We start from the raw sequence: 16,998 nt of genomic DNA, 5'->3' as shown, positions 1-16,998 counted from the left end.
TCCGCAGGGCGGAGGTGGCCTCCCTTCACTGTATAAAGCTCCTGCAGAAATCTGCCCTTAAAGTGGGCTTACCCGCCTTATCCGGATGCGCCAATCCGTCTATAATCAGGTTGTAAGCGAATACAACAGGGATATATAAGGGGGAACTACCAATGATGAAGCGTATGCTAATAACATCTCTGAGCCTGGTCCTGGCACTTGGCCTGACAGCCTGCGGCAACGGTAACGGTGGCAATGCTGCAGAAGGTAAGGGAGACGGGAAGACAGGCGGCTCGGGGGACAAGACCAAAATCAGCTACTGGACCGGCGACCGTCATGATGCGGATTTCGTGAAGGACAAGGTAGCCGAGTTCAACGCAACCAATACTGACGGGATTGAGGTGGAGCTGGTTGTCAAGGGCGACGACTTCGATACCGCACTCGATCTGTCCTTCCAGACCTCCGATGCGCCGGATGTAATCCGGGTGAAGGAGAATACCATCCAGACCTTCTACAAAAAAGGCTTTCTCGCTCCCATTGACGAGTTCCTCACCGATGAGCTGAAGACGAAATTCCCGGTCATGCCGGATCTGAATGAATTTGACGGCAAGCGTTACAGTCTGCCGAATTATGGAACAACCATGCGTCTAGTATACAACAAGGATCTGTTCGCCAAAGCAGGCGTTGAGCATCCGCCAGCTACCCTGCAGGAGCTGGTGGATACCGCTAAAAAATTGACGGAAGCCGGTAAAGCGGACGGCGCTTACGGCTTCGCCCAGAACTTCAAAAGCCCCGGAAGCGCGTTTGCGCGTTCGGCGCGGGTGATTGCGGAGATGAGCGGCTACGGCGGTTTCGGGTATGATTTCAAGACGGCCCGCTACGATTTCAGCGGCTTCGAATCGATCATCAATGCCTTTAAGCAGATCCGGGACAACGGCAGCATGCTGCCGGGTGTGGAATCGCTGGATATTGATCCGCTGCGGGCGCAGTTTGCAGAGGGCAAAATCGGAATGTATATGTCCTACTCCTCGGAGCCGGGCGTCTACAAGAATCAGTTCCCGGCCAAGATTGACTGGGCAGCCGCTCCGGTTCCGACCATCGACGGCACCGTGAAGGGGGCTTCGGGCTTCCTCGGGGGCCAGTGGCTGGCGCTGAGCTCGAAGTCGGAGCACAAAGGAGCAGCCTGGAAGTTCATGGAGTTCATGTACGGCGATCAGGTGCTGACGGATTATCAGGAAAAAGGCTTTGGTATCTCCATGGTTCCATCCGTCAGCGCAGTAGCCAAGACACCGGATGTGAACGGCATTGAAGGCTTCCTGCCGAACAAGCACGATGGAGTGTGGCCGGTCTATCCGTCTGTAGCACCGGAAGGGATGAAATCGGATGACGCCTTCTTCAAGTATATGCTGAACGGCGGCGATCTGAAGGCAATTATCGCCGATCTGAACAAACGCTATAACACTGCACTGGACAGCGTGATTGCGAATGATGGCGTGAAGGCCGAGCCGGATGCCGGCTTTGACCCCGCCGCATTGGGCGGCAAGTTCGCCAAGTAGATGGAAGGTCAGGGATAGAGATATAGGCCAAAGCAGAGGGATGAGGAAGCAGCTTTCCCATCCCTCTGCTCTGGCCGCAAGGGAGAGGAGCCGGAAGAAACCAGATGAACAAAACAAAACAAGCCTTATTTTCATACAGCTTTATCTTTCCAAGTGCCTTGCTCACGTTGGTCCTCGGGATTTATCCGATTGCCTGGGCGTTCCGCTATATGTTCTATGATTACAAAGGGTTCGGAACGGCCCGGTTTACCGGGCTGGCCAATTTCAGCCGCATCCTGAAGGATACCCAGTTCTGGGATTCGGTGGTGAACACGTTTGTCTATGCAGGCGGCAAACTGCTGATCACTATTCCGCTGGCTCTGCTGCTGGCCTCCATATTGAATCGGGGGCTGCGGGGCAGACAGCTGCTGCGGGGGATTTTCTTCATGCCGACCGTCATCAGTACCGCCGTAATGGCCGTAGTCTTCTTCACGATCTTTAACTCGTATAACGGGATTCTCAACCAGTTCCTGATCCGTTCGGGCCTTTCCGATTCCGGTGTGGACTGGCTGGGGCCGAAATATGCCATGCTCACCGTCATTTTGGTTGCGGCTTGGGGGGCGGTCGGCAATTACATGCTGCTCTTCCTCGCCGGTCTGCAGAATATCCCGGAGGATGTTTATGAAGCCTCTTCCCTGGACGGAGCAGGCAGACTCCAGCAGTTCCGCTATGTCACCCTGCCGATGCTCGGGCCTGTCATGCAGATGGTCATTATGCTGGCGATCATTACAGCTTTGAAGGGATACGAGAGCATTATGGTGCTGACCGAAGGCGGTCCTGTAGGCAAGACAGAGGTGATGTTCCTGTATTTGTACAAATTATTTTTCCCTGTCGGCGGAGGCAGCGCGGCGGTCCAGGTCCAAGAGTTCGGATACGGCAGTGCGGTCGCCTTCGTGTCTGCGGTCATCGTCGGGATCATATCGCTCATTTATTTCTACGCATCCAGACGTATGAATCAGACCGATTGAGGAGAGAGGCTATTATGAGAATAAGAACCATACTGGGCAATATCATCCTGTGGATTTTTTTGCTGGCATTTGCTTTTATCACCCTGATTCCGGTTGTTATCACCATTCTCGGCTCCTTCAAGACAAATGCCGAACTGACTGCGGGAGCCACCTTCCTGCCGGATAGCTGGCACTTCTCGAACTATGCCGAAGCCTGGGCGCAGGCGAATTTCTCCAGATATACGCTGAACAGCCTGATTGTCTCTCTGGCGGCGGTGGTTGGCACGCTGCTGGTATCATCCATGGCGGCTTATGTGGTGGACCGGATGGATTTTGCAGGCAAGAAACTGTATATCGGCCTGCAATCCTTCACTATGTTCGTGGCAGTAGGGGCGGTCGTGCTGCGTCCGCAGTTTGATCTGATGGTCAAGCTTCATCTGCACAGCAGCCTGTGGGGGGTCATATTGATTCTGATCTCCGCCCATGCTTCGATCTTCTTCATTCTGTCCAGCTTCATGAAGGGGATTCCCCGTGAGCTGGATGAGGCGGCGCTGATGGACGGCAGCTCCCCCGGCCGCACCTTCTGGCGGATTATTCTGCCGCTGCTCGGACCTGGACTCGGCGTAGGTGCGCTGTTCACCTTCCGCGGCGCGTGGAATGAATATCTGCTGCCACTCGTGTTCACGATGACGAAGCCGGAGCTGCAGACGCTGACTGTCGGGCTGGCGAACCTGAAATACGGGATTTCGGCCGCTTCCCAGACCCACTATATGATGGCAGGCGCCTGCTTGTCCATTCTGCCGATTCTCGTAGCCTATCTGTTCGCCAACAAATCCTTCATGCAGATGACAGCCGGTTCCCTCAAAGGGTAGCGGTCCGGCCCTGCGCAACCCATATTCCATATTTAACATTCAAGGAGGTACATCCCATGACTCAACACGCTCCGGCAATTCTGCAATCTGCCCCGTTCATCCGGCGGTATCCGGGCAATCCTGTGCTGGATGCAACGAAGGTTCCTTACCCCACCGCACTGGTATTCAATGCCGGTGTAACGAAATTTAACGGCAAGTATGTGATGATCTTCCGTAATGATTACGGCTCACTGGTAGATCAGACGCTTGAGCCGCACCACACCACGGATCTCGGCATTGCTTACAGTGACGACGGGCTGAGCTGGACCGCCGGCCCGAAGCCAGTGTTCAAAATTCATGACGAGGAAATTATCCGCGCCTACGACCCGCGCCTGACCGTGATCGGCGGCCGTTGTTATATGTGTTTTGCCGTGGATACGCACCATGGCATCCGCGGCGGAATTGCCGTTACCGATGATCTGGAACACTTCGAGGTGCTCAGCCTGTCTACACCGGACCTGCGCAATATGGTACTGTTTCCCGAGTTGATCGGCGGCAAGTATGTCCGGCTGGAGCGTCCCTTCACGGTATACAGCCGCGGCGGCCGGGACCGCTTCGATGCCTGGATCTCCGAGTCGCCGGACCTGAAGCATTGGGGCAACTCCAGCCTACTGCTCGCCGTCGAGCAGGTGCCGTTTGCCAATGACAAGGTTGGCCCGGCCGCACCTCCGGTCCGGACGGATAAGGGCTGGCTGACCACCTTCCATGCGGTGGATGTGGACCCGGCCAGAGGCAAGCAAGGTTGGGAGGACACCTGGAAGAAGCGCTATACCGCCGGAATTATGCTGCTGCATCTGGAGGACCCCCGCAAGGTGATCGGCATGAGCAGGCAGCCGCTGCTGGCACCGGAGACAGACTATGAGATTGGCGGGGGCTTCCGCAATCATGTGATTTTTCCGGGAGGGATGATTCTGGAGGATGACGGCGAGGTCAAGATCTATTACGGCTCTGCGGATACGGTGGAATGTCTGGCAACGGCCCATGTGGACGATCTGCTCCGGCTCTGTCTGGAGCCGGAGCATAGATAAGATTGGAAGCAGGCTGAGGGCGGAAATGCGGAGTAACAGTAGGGCCATGTGCCATGATTGGAGCGGCTTACGCGGAGATTGTGCATGAAGTGCAACAATGCTAAATCAATAGCAGTGACCGTGGGGAGATTGTGCATAAAATGCAACAATACAGCTCAGTAGTAGCGACCAACGCAGAAATCCTGCACAAGGTGAACAAAACCGGGGCCGTATTTTAAAAGGAAACTTTGCTGATGCAGAAAAGGTTAGTATTACTCTGCCACTTCCGAAGCTGAACAGGAATATGACGACTTTATGAAAAGAGTAATAGAGCATCACTGGTGAAATCATTATTCACTGATGACAGAGTATTTTCTGAAGATATGAAAGAGGTGTTTATTTATGCTAAAAAGGTTAAAACTATTAAGTTTAATTGTTTGTATGCTCGCCAGTCTTTTAGCTGTCGTTCCTTTGACAGCAAGAGCGGCGGGCACAATTGTAAGCTATCCATTACCGTCGATCTATACCACGACCAGTCAATACACGGTAACAGCAGACTCTACAAATATACCGGTAATCGACACTTCGGCGGTATTTGTAAACTATAATTATTGTAATTTCTCTTTTTCAGGAACTACTACAATCACAATAACAGCAAGCGAGACAATCAATACCTATAATATTTCTCCCAAAGCTTTGGGAATCACTGCAACAAAGAGCGGAAATACACTTACATTTACACTTTCATCACCAACATATCTTATAGTTAAAATCAACAACCTGAAAGATCTGGTTATTGCGGCAGATGCTCTTGAAACCAATGTTCCGGCTTCATCCGGTACAGGTATATACAATGTTAAAACCGGGTACGGTGCCGACAGTACCGGTGCCGCTATGGCTACAACTGCAATACAAAACGCCATAAATGCGGCTAACGCAGCAGGTGGCGGTATAGTATACGTTCCAGCCGGTGTTTATAAGTGCGGAAACCTTGTTTTAAAAAGCAATGTTTCGGTTTATCTGGAGGGTGGTTCTGTTATAAGGGGTTCAGGAAATCCAAGCGATTACACTACCCATTTTCATAAGAATTCTCTGGGTAAGGATGGAACATGGTTTATTTATACTGAAACAAATGCAAACAATATTAAGATATACGGCAGGGGGACTATTGACGGCAATGGCCATTATATGAGAAATACAAACAATTATTTGAACAATATTCTTGTACCCTTGCAGTGCAGCAACTTCACGGTTGACGGCATAACAATAAGAGACAGCGGTGGCTGGGCTACAATAGTTACAAGATCTAATAACGTAACATTCCAGAATACAAAGCACTTCAACAACAATGAACTTGATTATGAAAATGATGCAATCGACATTCAAGAGAGCCAGAATGTACTCATAAAGCACACTGTAGCAGTATCGGAGGATGACACATACTCATTTAAGACATGGGATGTAGAAACTACGGATATAGCTGCAAACTGGCCTGGAAGTCCTGAAAGCCAGTCAAATGTAGTTGTGGATGATGCTTTGGCTTGGAGCAGATGTGGAGCATTTAAGGTTGGAGATGGAGTGAAACAGCTTCAGGATGGCATAGTTGTTAAAAACTCTTATGTATACCGGTGCTGGCGTGCTTTAGCAGTAGGTCATCTTTATGGAACTCCAGCAGCACAAAACATCATATTTGACAATATAGATGTAGAAGGCTTCTGGCCAAGATCCGGTGTTCACTCCAGATGGTTTGATCTTTCTGCGAAAACCGGTCCGATAAAAAATGTGGTCTATAATAATATAAATTTACGCGCTTTAGGTGAAGTTTCAATAATGAAGGGTTGGAGTGACACATCTACTGTCTCCGGAGTTACATTAAACAATGTTCGCGTCGGTGGAGTTGCGGCAACTACATTGGCAGAATTGAAAATAACAGATACTAACAGCTATGCTGCAGCTCCAAAATTCAACACATTGAAATTTGAAGCGGAAGGCTATAACCTTAGTTCAGGTGTTATTTCCTATGAGGCAAGCACTGATGGTGGGCTGGATGTTGGTGGAGGGAGTAATGGCGACTATATAGCATTTAAAAATGTAGATTTTGGTAGTACAGCTAAAACAAGTATTGATTTGAAGGTTGCATCCGCTAATTCCGGCGGAAGAATAGAATTCCACTTGGACAGTCCTACGGGCACTATGCTGGGTTATTGGACAGCAGAAAACACAGGCGGATGGCAGACATGGTCAGTCAAGAATATCCCGCTTAATGCCGGGACCGCCGTAGGGACCCATACCGTATATGTAACTTTTGTTAAGTCAGATTCAACCACAGTTGCAAATTTAACCTGGTTCCAGTTCAAATAGAATGGAAACGGTTTGATTTAATTGCAATAAGATGGATCTAGCTATTGTTGTGGCAGAATCGCCGAATTGAGGCCTTTTTAATGCCAAGATGAAATATAACTCACACTACGCTGCTGTGATCATCGGTTTGGCCCGGGGGATCCTCATCGTTGCAGAGAACGGGATGATTATCGATACCATTTTGAATGGCCTGGCTACTATGCTTAAGGGTTTGCCGAATTACTTGTTCACCACCATCATGCTGGTCGTGCATAATATTATTACGTTCTTGGTTCCTTCTTCATCCGGAGAGGCGGCCTTGACGATGCCTGTGCTTGCACCATTAGGCGATCTTGTGGATGTTAACCGCGAAGCGGTAGTAACCGCATACCAATTTGGAAATGGATTAACGAATCTCATTTCGCCAACAGGCGGTGTGCTGCTGGCAGGTTTGGCCATCGCCCGGATCAATTTTGGACAATGGTTAAAGGTAATACTCAAGCTGTTTCCGATTCTTTGGCTGGTGGCGGCAATCTTTGCTGCAGTTTCCTCAGCTGTGGGCATGTAGTGGATAACATATTGCAAAGCCATGCGGGATTTCCCGCAGAAGATAATCAAAATCCCAAGGTCATACTGACCTTGGGATTTTTGACTCTACATATTGATCCTATTCCCCTCACATCACATCTGTAGAAGATGAATCAATCATTCTCCTAATCTATTATTGTTTATTTTAATAATTAATCGCAGTCTCCTCGTTGTTGTATATTTCCTCCTGATTTGTGGCCACAAATAATGTATGCTAAGAATTTAATCCGTTATTTACCTATCCGTCAGTTTCTGCCGTTCCAAACAGCAGAATACAAACTGTTCAGAAGATAACGCTTCCACGTATGATGTATTCATAACCAGCTGAGTGCTTCATCCGATACTAGTATCACAAATGAGGGAATTTAAGGTGAGAGAATATACGATTGTTAATATTTTATATACCCGCAAGAGTCCTGTGCGCATGAGTGAGCTGATTGCCGAAGTGGGGTTGTCCGAACGGACTCTCCGTGACGTGATCCGTGCACTCGACAAAACAGGAGAGGCGAATGGTTTCGGTATCCGTATGATCCGCGGCCAGGGTTATCTACTGGAGATTGGCGATGAAGCCAAATTCAGTAGCTACCAGGAAAAAGGAATGCTGCAGCTGGATCAGGTGGATCTCGATAATAAGCAATCACGCCAGCAGTATTTACTATTCTATCTCTTGCAGAACGATAGCTATCAGTCTATGGATAACATGGCGGAAGAAATCGGCGTTAGCCGTTCTACTATTATTTCCGATCTGAAGGAAGTAGAGCAGCGACTTGCCGCTTTCCGGCTTAGCTTGAAACGTCGGGCTCATTATGGCATGAAAATCGAGGGGGAAGAGCAAGACTTCCGTAAAGCCTTTTCTTACTTTATCTTGCAATCGGGTCATACGCTGCAGCATACGGAGGATTTTCATGCTTTTAGTCAGGACTTCGATGCTGAGCAGCTTAAGGGATTTCTACTGCAAATCCTCAAGGAAAAAGAACTGAAGATCTCGGATGTGTTTCTGGATAATATCTTGACCCATCTGTTCATTCTTCTTTACCGGGTTTCCAAGCACAATTTCATTGTGGCTGGACAAGCCTTGCAGGGAACACCTGAGCCGCTGTATCAGGATATTGCCGGGAGTATTGCAGATTTCATCTCCTCTCAATACCAGATTAAGCTTCCGGCGGATGAGATTGATTATTTGGCGCTGCACATTTCTGGCAAGACCATTATGGAGCGGATGTCGGAAGAGACCAAATCGCATCTGCGGGAGGGAATCACGGCTATTCTGGAGCGCTTGGACCGCGAGTTCCTTACTGGATTCACTCAAGATCAAGAGCTGCGCGAAGCACTGCTATTGCATATGTTTCCGCTGCTGAACCGGTTGTATTACAATCTTCAGCTCGGCAACCCATTGGTGGAGGATGTTTACAGCCAGTATGCCAATGTGTTCGTCATTTCCTTCCGCTTCGCTGAGATTGTAGAGGAGCAGTACGGGTTTCGGATGTCGCGGGATGAGGCAGGGTATGTCGCGTTGCATTTTGCCACCCATCTGGAACGGATGCAGCAGCGCAATCTGGAGAAGTTCAAGCGGATTGCCGTGATCTGCTCGACAGGAGGGGGCAGTGCCCAGTTAATCCGGCTGAAGCTGGAAGCGGTATTCCCCAAAGCGTCGGTGATCACAGCCTCCATCACGGAGGTGGAGGAGATCAGCAGCAAGCCTGTGGATCTGATTCTCTCTACTGTACCGCTGGCAACAGAGATTAAGGAAAAACCGGTGATCCATATCAAACAGCTGCTGGATGATCAAGAGATTCAGCGGATCAAAGAGATATTGTCTTTGCAGATTAATCGCACAGAACCGTCCTACAAGCTGATGGATTTCAAGGATTTGTTCCGCAGGGAGCTGTTTCATCTGTCTGGTTCGGACGAAGATTACATGGAGCTGTTAAAGCAGCGCTGCCGGGAGATCGTGGGCAATCATTATGCAGCTGACGATTTTCCCGAACAAGTGCTGCTCAGAGAGCAGAAATTCACCACCATTTACAAAAATGGGGTGGCCGGCCCGCATCCGATGCGGATGAGCGCGATCCGCGACTGTATCAGTGTAACCGTGTTGAAGAAACCGCTGATCTATGAGGGTAAGCCGGTCCAGTTGATTTTTCTGATCAATCTGGGTCCGGGGCAGTTATTCCTGCACAAAGAGATCAGCAAGCTGCTACTGGTTCTAATGGAGAAGGAAGACAGCCGTAACCGGCTACTAAACACGAATAGTTATGAGCAATTTATGAATGAGATAGAGAACCTACTATAAAAAAATGACGATACGGAGTGGAGAACCCATGGATTATGAACAAACGATTATGCAGATTATTGCCAGCAGCGGAGAGGCAAGAAGCCTTAGCCTAAAAGCGGTAAGAACCGCACGCGCCGGAAACCTGGAAGAAGCGGGCGAGATGATTAAGAACGCCAAGACCAGCCTGACCAAAGCACATAAAGTGCAAACGGGGCTGATCCAGGCTGAAGGCCGGGGTGAAAAGACAGAAATTACGCTGCTGATGATTCACGCGCAGGATCATTTGATGAATGCCCTGACGGTTAGAGAATTGGCTGTGGAACTGATCGAAGAAATCAAAGAACGCAAGGCGCTCGAACTAGAATTGAAAGGATCGGTGAACTAAGATGAAAAAAATATTGCTCGCCTGTGCAGGCGGATTCTCGACAAGTATGCTGGTGGAACGGATGAAAGAATCGGCACGGACACAAGGGGTTGAAGTGGTTATTGATGCGGTGGCGGAGAGTGACATCGCCGATCAAAAGCCTTTTGACATCATTATGCTTGGACCACAAATGGGACACGCCGAAGGCGATCTGGCCGCAGAATATCCGAACATTCCAGTAACTACGATCGATATGATGGACTATGGCATGATGGATGGGGACAAGGTGCTGGCTACAGCACTTGAACTGATGGAGAAGGGGGCTTAAGTCATGGCAGGCGGCGCAGAATGGAGAGCCAAGATCCAGAAAGTCAGCACGAAAATCCAAAAAAACACCTATATCAGCGCTATTTCCAACGGTCTGATGGCCTTGATGCCAATTTTGATTCTGGGCGCTATTTTTTCCCTGATTAATGCACTCAAGCTTGATCCTTATCAGAATTTCCTGGAAAGCACTGGACTCAAAACTTATACTTCGATTCCGGCAACTGTAACCACCGATTTGATCGCACTCTACGCGGTGTTCTCCATCGCTTACAATTTCGCTACCCAACATAAGCAGCAAGGCTTTTCGGCAGGGATTTTGGCGCTGATGAGTTTCTTGCTAGTTACACCAAAAGGACTGCTGGATGATGGCGTGACCAAAGCATTTGGTTACTCCTGGTTAGGCGCCAAGGGATTGTTTGTGGCAATCATCCTGGCACTGCTGGTAGGTAAGATCTATACCTTTGTATTGGAAAAGAAATTCTATATCAAAATGCCGAAGGGTGTTCCGCCCACGGTCGAGAAATCTTTTGCCGCGCTTACGCCTGGTTTTATCGTAGCGGTTCTGATGCTGGTGCTGACGGCGATTTTCGCCGCAACGAAATATGGCAATATGCACGAGTTTGTCTTCTCGATTATCCAGCTGCCACTGACTAGTCTGGGGGGTACCTGGTGGGCGATGCTGATCTGCATCTTCGTAATTCACCTGCTGTGGTTCTTTGGAGTTCACGGCACCTTGGTAGTCTATTCCGTTGTCGGCCCGATTTGGGTGGCTTTGGGACTTGAGAATCTGGACGCTTACCAAAGAGGTGTGGAAGGTACGCATATCATTGGTTCACCGTTCTTCCCGGTTTATGTACTGATCGGTGGTGCGGGGGCAACGTTAGGTCTCATTATTGCGATGTTGTTCGCCAAATCTACACGTTATAAGACACTTGGTAAACTGGCAATTATTCCAAGTCTGATCGGTGTCAATGAGCCGGTGATTTTCGGGATGCCATTGGTGCTGAATGTTCGGTTTATGATTCCGTTTATCCTGACTCCGCTGGTGAGTAGTGGTCTGGCGATTCTTCTGACGACGCTGGGTATCCTTCCTGTGCTGCACGGGATTCAGGTACCGCTGGGCATTCCGGTGCTGGTTAATGGCTGGATGAACGGGGGCTGGCGCGTAAGTGCGTTCCAGCTGGTTATGATTGGCGCAAGCTTCATGATCTACTATCCATTCTTCAAAAAAGCCGATGCCGAAGCGCTGGAGCAAGAGCAGCAGGCTGAAGCTAAAGCGGCAGCAACCGCTGCCACCCATTAATAAAAGGAGGCTCAACCGATGACTTATCCATTTCCGGAAAACTTCCTGTGGGGCGGTGCGGTAGCCGCCAATCAGGTCGAAGGCGCGTATAATGAGGGCGGCAAGGGTTTGTCCACTGCTGATGTAGTCAAATATTGTCCTCCTAAGGAACGGCAGAGCCTGGAACAGCTATTGTCCATGTCCGGTCCACAGCTAGAAGAGGCCATACAGGATGATAATCAGGGGAATTACCCCAAACGCAGAGGGATTGATTTCTACCACCGCTACAAAGAAGATATCGCCTTGTTCGCTGAGATGGGTTTTAAGGTGTTCCGTATGTCCATCTCCTGGCCTCGTATTTATCCGAATGGCGATGAGCAGGTACCTAACGAGGCAGGACTGCGATTCTACGACGATGTTTTTGATGAGTTGCGTAAATATAATATCGAGCCGCTGGTCACCATTTCCCATTATGAAATGCCGGTGCACCTAGTCACCAAATACAACGGCTGGGAATCCAGAGAACTGGTTGAACTGTTTGTCCGTTATGCGGAGACTGTGTTCACCCGTTACCGGGATAAGGTGAAGTATTGGCTGACTTTCAACGAAATCAACTGTACACTCAAAGCGCCGTTTCTGGGCGCAGGGATTATTCTGGATGGCAAGTCAAATGAGAAGCAGGTTGCTTTTCAGGCTTTGCATCACCAGTTCGTAGCCAGTGCGCTTGCGATTAAGCGGGGCCGGGAGATCAATCCGCAGTTCCAGATCGGCTGCATGCTGGCCCGCAAGCTGCTCTACCCATATTCCTGTCATCCCGGTGATGTACTGAAAGCACAAGCGGAGAACCAAATGGCAATGTTCTGCTCCGATGTTCAGGTTAGAGGCTATTATCCTTCTTATATCCGCCGGCATTTGGAGCAGCATGGAGTGACAATAACCATGTTGCCGGGAGACGAAGCTTTGCTGCGGGACAATCTTGTAGATTTTCTTTCCTTTAGTTACTACATGTCCTCAGTAGTCAGTGTAGATGAGAGTATCACGGCTACGACGGAAGGTAACCTGTCCTCAGGGCTGAAGAATCCCTTCCTGAAAACTTCCGATTGGGGCTGGCAGATCGATCCAAAGGGGCTGCGGTTTGTGCTCAAGGAGATGCATGACCGCTACCAGCTTCCTCTGTTCGTAGTAGAGAATGGTCTGGGTGCTGCAGATGTGCTCGAACTGGATGGCACGATCCGTGATCCATACCGGATAGAGTATCTGGCCCAGCATATTGAGCAGATGGCGGAAGCCATTGCCGATGGCGTGGAGCTGATGGGCTACACCAGCTGGGGCTGTATTGATCTGATCTCGGCTTCCACCTCGGAGATGCGCAAGCGGTACGGCTTCATTTATGTTGATCAGGATGATGCAGGCAATGGAACGCTGCTGCGTCTGCGTAAGGACAGCTTTTACTGGTACAAAAAGGTCATAACCTCTAACGGAGCAAATTTAAGCTATTAGTGCGGCGTTATAATCCTTGTTCATTTTTTACGAAAACCTTGAGAAATCAAGGTTTTTTTGTTTTTTTAATAGGGAATAGAGATCGTGTGTGCTTCTTCTTATAACGAAGTTTTATCCGGGAAGGCACTTAACTTATGGGCAAGCTGCCTTTTAGCTGACTATTTCTTTAAATATTCCGAGAAATTCTCCTGAAAATCCAGTGAATGAATATCTTCCCGGAGATGGTGGTGGATTAGCGGGCCGATTTTGGCGGTTTCTTTTTGCACCATAAGCTCAAGAATGGATTGGTGTTCGTTCCAGATTTCTTCCAGCTTGTCGGTCTTAAGCATGTGCAGTCTGCGGTACCTGAGATAATGTACATTCGACTGCTGGATCAGAGTCCACAGATACTCACGTCCAGCAAGCCTGTACAAGGCCCGGTGAAACTCGTCGTCTAAATTAAGGAAAGAATCTACAGCATTCTCCTGCCCGATGACCTCTTTCTGTTTCTTAAGAATTTCTTTAAGCTCGTGCACTCCTGGTAGTAAAAGCTGTGCAGAAAGATCCTTGAGGATCTCCTTTTCCAGTGTGCAACGCAAGTATGTGATTTGTTCAACAGATTCAAGATCAATAAAGGAGACAATATTACCTTTTTTCGGATAGATATCGGTATAAGATTCCAGTGCAAGCTGTTTGAGAACATCACGCAACGGCGTACGTGAAATCTGAAACCGCTCAGACAAGGCTGTTTCACTCAGAATGGTGCCTGGCTTTAACGCCAGCGTGAGGATTTCTTGCTTCAGTGTGTTTAGAATTTCAGCTTTAATTGACATTTCTGTTCCTGCTTTCAATTGTTAATGACAGATACAGTACTAGTATACATGATAAGTTCGTTCATTAAAATCATTGGGATGAAAATAGGGTGGATATTCCTTGATTTCAGGATAAAATTCCTGATCAAATTGTGATTGACAAAGAATTGTTCTTATTCTATGATCAAGTAAATCTTGTATACAAGATAGTTGAAAACGAATTCACAGGAGGGTTTATCAATGAACATGACGTGGAGATGGTATGGCGAGGGCAATGACAATATCACGCTGGATCATATTCGGCAGATTCCGGGTGTTATGGGGATTGTCTGGTCTTTGCATGAGAAAGTAGCCGGAGAAGTGTGGGAAATGGAACGGATCCAAGAAGTGGCGGATCAAATCACCAGCAAGGGTTTCAGCACGGCTGTAGTAGAAAGCGTCAACGTTCATGATGATATCAAAATCGGCTTGCCGACCCGTGATAAATATATCGATATTTATATCGACACCATTCGTAAACTCGCCAAGGTTGGCGTTAAGGTGATCTGCTATAATTTTATGCCTGTTTTCGATTGGACCCGCACAGAGCTGTATAAAGAGTTGCCTGATGGCTCGAATGCTCTCTTTTATGAAAAGGCTGCCATTACCGATAATCCGCGTGAGATGGTGGACCGGATTCTGAAGGGAGCTGGAAAGTTCACGATGCCGGGCTGGGAGCCGGAGCGGCTGGAAAAGCTGGATGAGCTGTTTGCGGCTTATGCGGATGTGACGGAAGATAAACTGTTCGACAACCTTCAGTATTTCCTGGAACGCATTATTCCAGTATGCGAGGAAGTGGACATCAAGATGGCTATCCATCCCGATGATCCGGCTTGGCCGATCTTTGGACTGCCGCGTATTATCCGCAATCGGGATATGATCCGCCGCTTTCTGGATTTGGTGGACAGCCCGTACAACGGTTTGACGTTCTGCACAGGGTCACTCGGCACGAATCCGGATAACGATCTGCCAGCGATGATCCGCGAGTTCCATGATCGTATTCATTTTGCCCATATCCGCAATGTGAAGGTATTTGAGAACGGTGATTTCATTGAGGTGTCGCACCGTGGGCGTGACGGAAGCGTTGATGTGGCCGAGGTGGTCAAAGCCTATCATGAGAACGGATACATTGGTTATGTACGTCCGGATCACGGGCGGCATCTGTGGGGGGAAGAGAAGAACTGCCGACCGGGTTATGGCTTGTATGATAGAGCTATGGGCATCATGTATTTGCTTGGTGTTTGGGATAGCTTGGATAATGTCAAGGAGGCAAAATAAATGCTGCATCTGACCAGAAGCAGTATCCAAGGGGAAAAAGCAGCTTGGAAAGCTGCTGGTGTGAAGCTTCCACAGTTCGACTATGAGCAGGTAGCAAACAATACACAGCTTAAACCGGAATGGATTCATTTCGGTGCAGGTAATATTTTCAGAGGATTCGTGGCAAATGCTCATCAGAAGCTGCTGGATGGCAGGAAGTCGGATACAGGTATTATTGCGGTGGAAACCTTTGATTTCGAAATGATTGATAAAGTCTACAAGCCCTACGACAATCTGACCCTTTTAGTGCTGATGAATGCTCGTGGTGATTTCCAGAAAAGAGTAGTCAGTAGTATTGTGGAGGGAATCGCAGCGGACAAAAACCGCGAAGCGGAGTACCGTAGATTGATCGAGGTGTTCGAGAATCCCAGCCTGCAAATGGCTAGCTTCACCATCACGGAGAAGGGATACTCGTTGACGGATCCGCACGATAAATATCTTGGCATTGTGGAAAAGGATATTGTGAGCGGACCGGAGCATCCTGTTCATGTCATGAGCATTGTTGCTTCGCTTGCTTATCGAAGATATCTGAAAGGCCAATATCCGATGACCTTTGTCAGCATGGACAACTGCTCACACAATGGCGACAAGCTGAAGAACGGTGTTGTGTCCATCGCTAAGGAATGGGCCCAAAGAGGACTTGTTATAGAAGACTTCGTGCGTTATCTGGAAGATGAACGAGTAATAACCTTTCCATTGTCCATGATCGATAAAATCACACCACGTCCTTCGGAGAGTGTACAGGCAGCGCTTCTGGAACAGGGAATTGGTGATATGGATGTGATCATTACCTCCAAAAACACATATACCGCTCCTTTCGTAAATGCTGAGATCAGCGAATATCTTGTAGTGGAGGATAACTTTACGAACGGACGTCCACCACTAGAGGAAGCCGGAATTATTTTTACGGACCGGGAGACAGTCAACAAGGTGGAGACGATGAAAGTAACGACCTGCCTTAATCCGCTGCATACGGCGCTTGCTGTTTCCGGTTGTCTGCTTGGCTACACCTTGATCGCGGATGAGATGAAGGACGATACTTTGCGGAGGTTTGTGGAGATAATCGGTTACAAAGAAGGTCTGCCCGTCGTAGTGGATCCGGGGATTCTCAGTCCAAAGCAGTTCCTGGACGAAGTCCTTACGGAGCGTTTTGCCAATCCATTTATCCCCGATACTCCGCAGCGGATTGCTACAGACACTTCGCAGAAGGTAGGTATACGGTTTGGTGAAACTATTAAATCCTATATTCGACGGGAGGATCTCGATCCAGCGCAGCTAACGGCGATTCCACTGGCTATCGCTGTGTGGTGTCGTTACTTACTTGGAGTGAATGATGCTGGAGAAGTCTTCACATTGAGTTCAGATCCGTTACTAGAAACACTGCAAGGTTACCTGCAGGGAGTTTCGCTTGGAGACCAAACTGCAAGTGTGCGCCCCATTCTTGAAGATGAGCGACTTTTTGGGGTTCCGTTGTACGAGATTGGTCTAGGTGATAAGATTGAGATTATGTTCCAGGAAATGATGGCAGGCCCAGGAGCGGTACGGAGAACATTAGACAACTATTTAAAGTGAAAGCTAGGCAGTTAAGTAGATTTGTTTTATTATAGAAGAAAATAAAGCGAGAAAAGTCCCGAGGCAATCAATCGGGGCTTTTTTTTGTATGATTTTAAAAAATCCAAACAAAGTGTGAAAAGAATCTTATGTAAAATGAGAAGGACGAAAGTTAAACTAAACAC

The 16,998-nt window shown here is 48.6% G+C and carries 14 protein-coding genes; 13 read left to right on the top strand and 1 reads right to left on the bottom strand.

The genetic code is table 11. The features are described from left to right. Positions 1–152: 152 nt before the first annotated feature. The 11 genes from MHH46_RS23505 (at position 153) to MHH46_RS23455 (ending at position 13,115) form a co-directional block, all read left to right on the top strand. The gene (locus tag MHH46_RS23505; RefSeq protein ID WP_036683312.1) at positions 153–1,535 is read left to right on the top strand and encodes an ABC transporter substrate-binding protein; all 1,383 of its coding nucleotides are present in this window, start codon (positions 153–155) and stop codon (positions 1,533–1,535) included. 104 nt (positions 1,536–1,639) lie between these two features. Next, positions 1,640–2,542, top strand: coding sequence for a carbohydrate ABC transporter permease (locus MHH46_RS23500; RefSeq protein ID WP_036683309.1), 903 nt, complete (start codon positions 1,640–1,642; stop codon positions 2,540–2,542). A gap of 14 nt (positions 2,543–2,556) precedes the next feature. Beyond that, positions 2,557–3,393 carry a carbohydrate ABC transporter permease gene (locus MHH46_RS23495; RefSeq protein ID WP_036683306.1) on the top strand — a complete coding sequence of 279 codons (837 nt, stop codon included), beginning with the start codon at positions 2,557–2,559 and terminating at the stop codon, positions 3,391–3,393. Positions 3,394–3,449: 56 nt separating this feature from the next. After that, positions 3,450–4,460: a glycoside hydrolase family 130 protein gene (locus tag MHH46_RS23490; RefSeq protein ID WP_143762734.1), complete on the top strand. Its 1,011-nt coding sequence runs from the start codon at positions 3,450–3,452 to the stop codon at positions 4,458–4,460. Between the two features lie 381 nt (positions 4,461–4,841). Continuing rightward, positions 4,842–6,800: a carbohydrate-binding protein gene (locus tag MHH46_RS23485; protein ID WP_076191837.1), complete on the top strand. Its 1,959-nt coding sequence runs from the start codon at positions 4,842–4,844 to the stop codon at positions 6,798–6,800. A gap of 88 nt (positions 6,801–6,888) precedes the next feature. Beyond that, complete coding sequence (locus MHH46_RS23480; protein ID WP_256717194.1) at positions 6,889–7,347, top strand: TIGR00366 family protein; 459 nt, start codon at positions 6,889–6,891, stop codon at positions 7,345–7,347. A 390-nt stretch (positions 7,348–7,737) separates the two neighbouring features. Then, the gene (locus tag MHH46_RS23475; protein WP_076191835.1) at positions 7,738–9,660 is read left to right on the top strand and encodes a BglG family transcription antiterminator; all 1,923 of its coding nucleotides are present in this window, start codon (positions 7,738–7,740) and stop codon (positions 9,658–9,660) included. 28 nt (positions 9,661–9,688) lie between these two features. Then, entirely contained in the window at positions 9,689–10,027 is a 339-nt protein-coding gene (locus MHH46_RS23470; protein WP_038572728.1) for a PTS lactose/cellobiose transporter subunit IIA, read from the top strand. Position 10,028: 1 nt separating this feature from the next. Beyond that, positions 10,029–10,334, top strand: coding sequence for a PTS sugar transporter subunit IIB (locus tag MHH46_RS23465; protein ID WP_036683292.1), 306 nt, complete (start codon positions 10,029–10,031; stop codon positions 10,332–10,334). Positions 10,335–10,337: 3 nt separating this feature from the next. Then, positions 10,338–11,636 (top strand): PTS sugar transporter subunit IIC, encoded by a 1,299-nt coding sequence (locus MHH46_RS23460; RefSeq protein WP_076128887.1) that lies wholly within the window; start codon positions 10,338–10,340, stop codon positions 11,634–11,636. Between the two features lie 18 nt (positions 11,637–11,654). Next, complete coding sequence (locus tag MHH46_RS23455; RefSeq protein ID WP_076191832.1) at positions 11,655–13,115, top strand: glycoside hydrolase family 1 protein; 1,461 nt, start codon at positions 11,655–11,657, stop codon at positions 13,113–13,115. Positions 13,116–13,273: 158 nt separating this feature from the next. Here MHH46_RS23455 and MHH46_RS23450 read toward each other — a convergent pair whose 3' ends face one another. Continuing rightward, on the bottom strand, positions 13,274–13,927 hold the full coding sequence (locus tag MHH46_RS23450; protein WP_076128891.1) for a GntR family transcriptional regulator: 654 nt from the start codon (positions 13,925–13,927) through the stop codon (positions 13,274–13,276). Between the two features lie 219 nt (positions 13,928–14,146). Here MHH46_RS23450 and uxuA point away from each other — a divergent pair, with 219 nt between their 5' ends. Both uxuA and MHH46_RS23440 read left to right on the top strand, forming a co-directional pair. After that, positions 14,147–15,223 (top strand): mannonate dehydratase, encoded by a 1,077-nt coding sequence (uxuA, locus tag MHH46_RS23445; protein ID WP_076191830.1) that lies wholly within the window; start codon positions 14,147–14,149, stop codon positions 15,221–15,223. Continuing rightward, on the top strand, positions 15,224–16,834 hold the full coding sequence (locus MHH46_RS23440; RefSeq protein WP_076191827.1) for a mannitol dehydrogenase family protein: 1,611 nt from the start codon (positions 15,224–15,226) through the stop codon (positions 16,832–16,834). It abuts the gene before it with no gap. Positions 16,835–16,998 lie beyond the last annotated feature (164 nt).

Origin of the sequence: Paenibacillus sp. FSL H8-0175, assembly GCF_045040615.1 — a bacterium.
Lineage (GTDB): Bacteria > Bacillota > Bacilli > Paenibacillales > Paenibacillaceae > Paenibacillus_AQ > Paenibacillus_AQ odorifer.
Note: the sequence above shows the minus strand (reverse complement) of the source record. Positions and strands in the feature narration are given on the sequence as shown.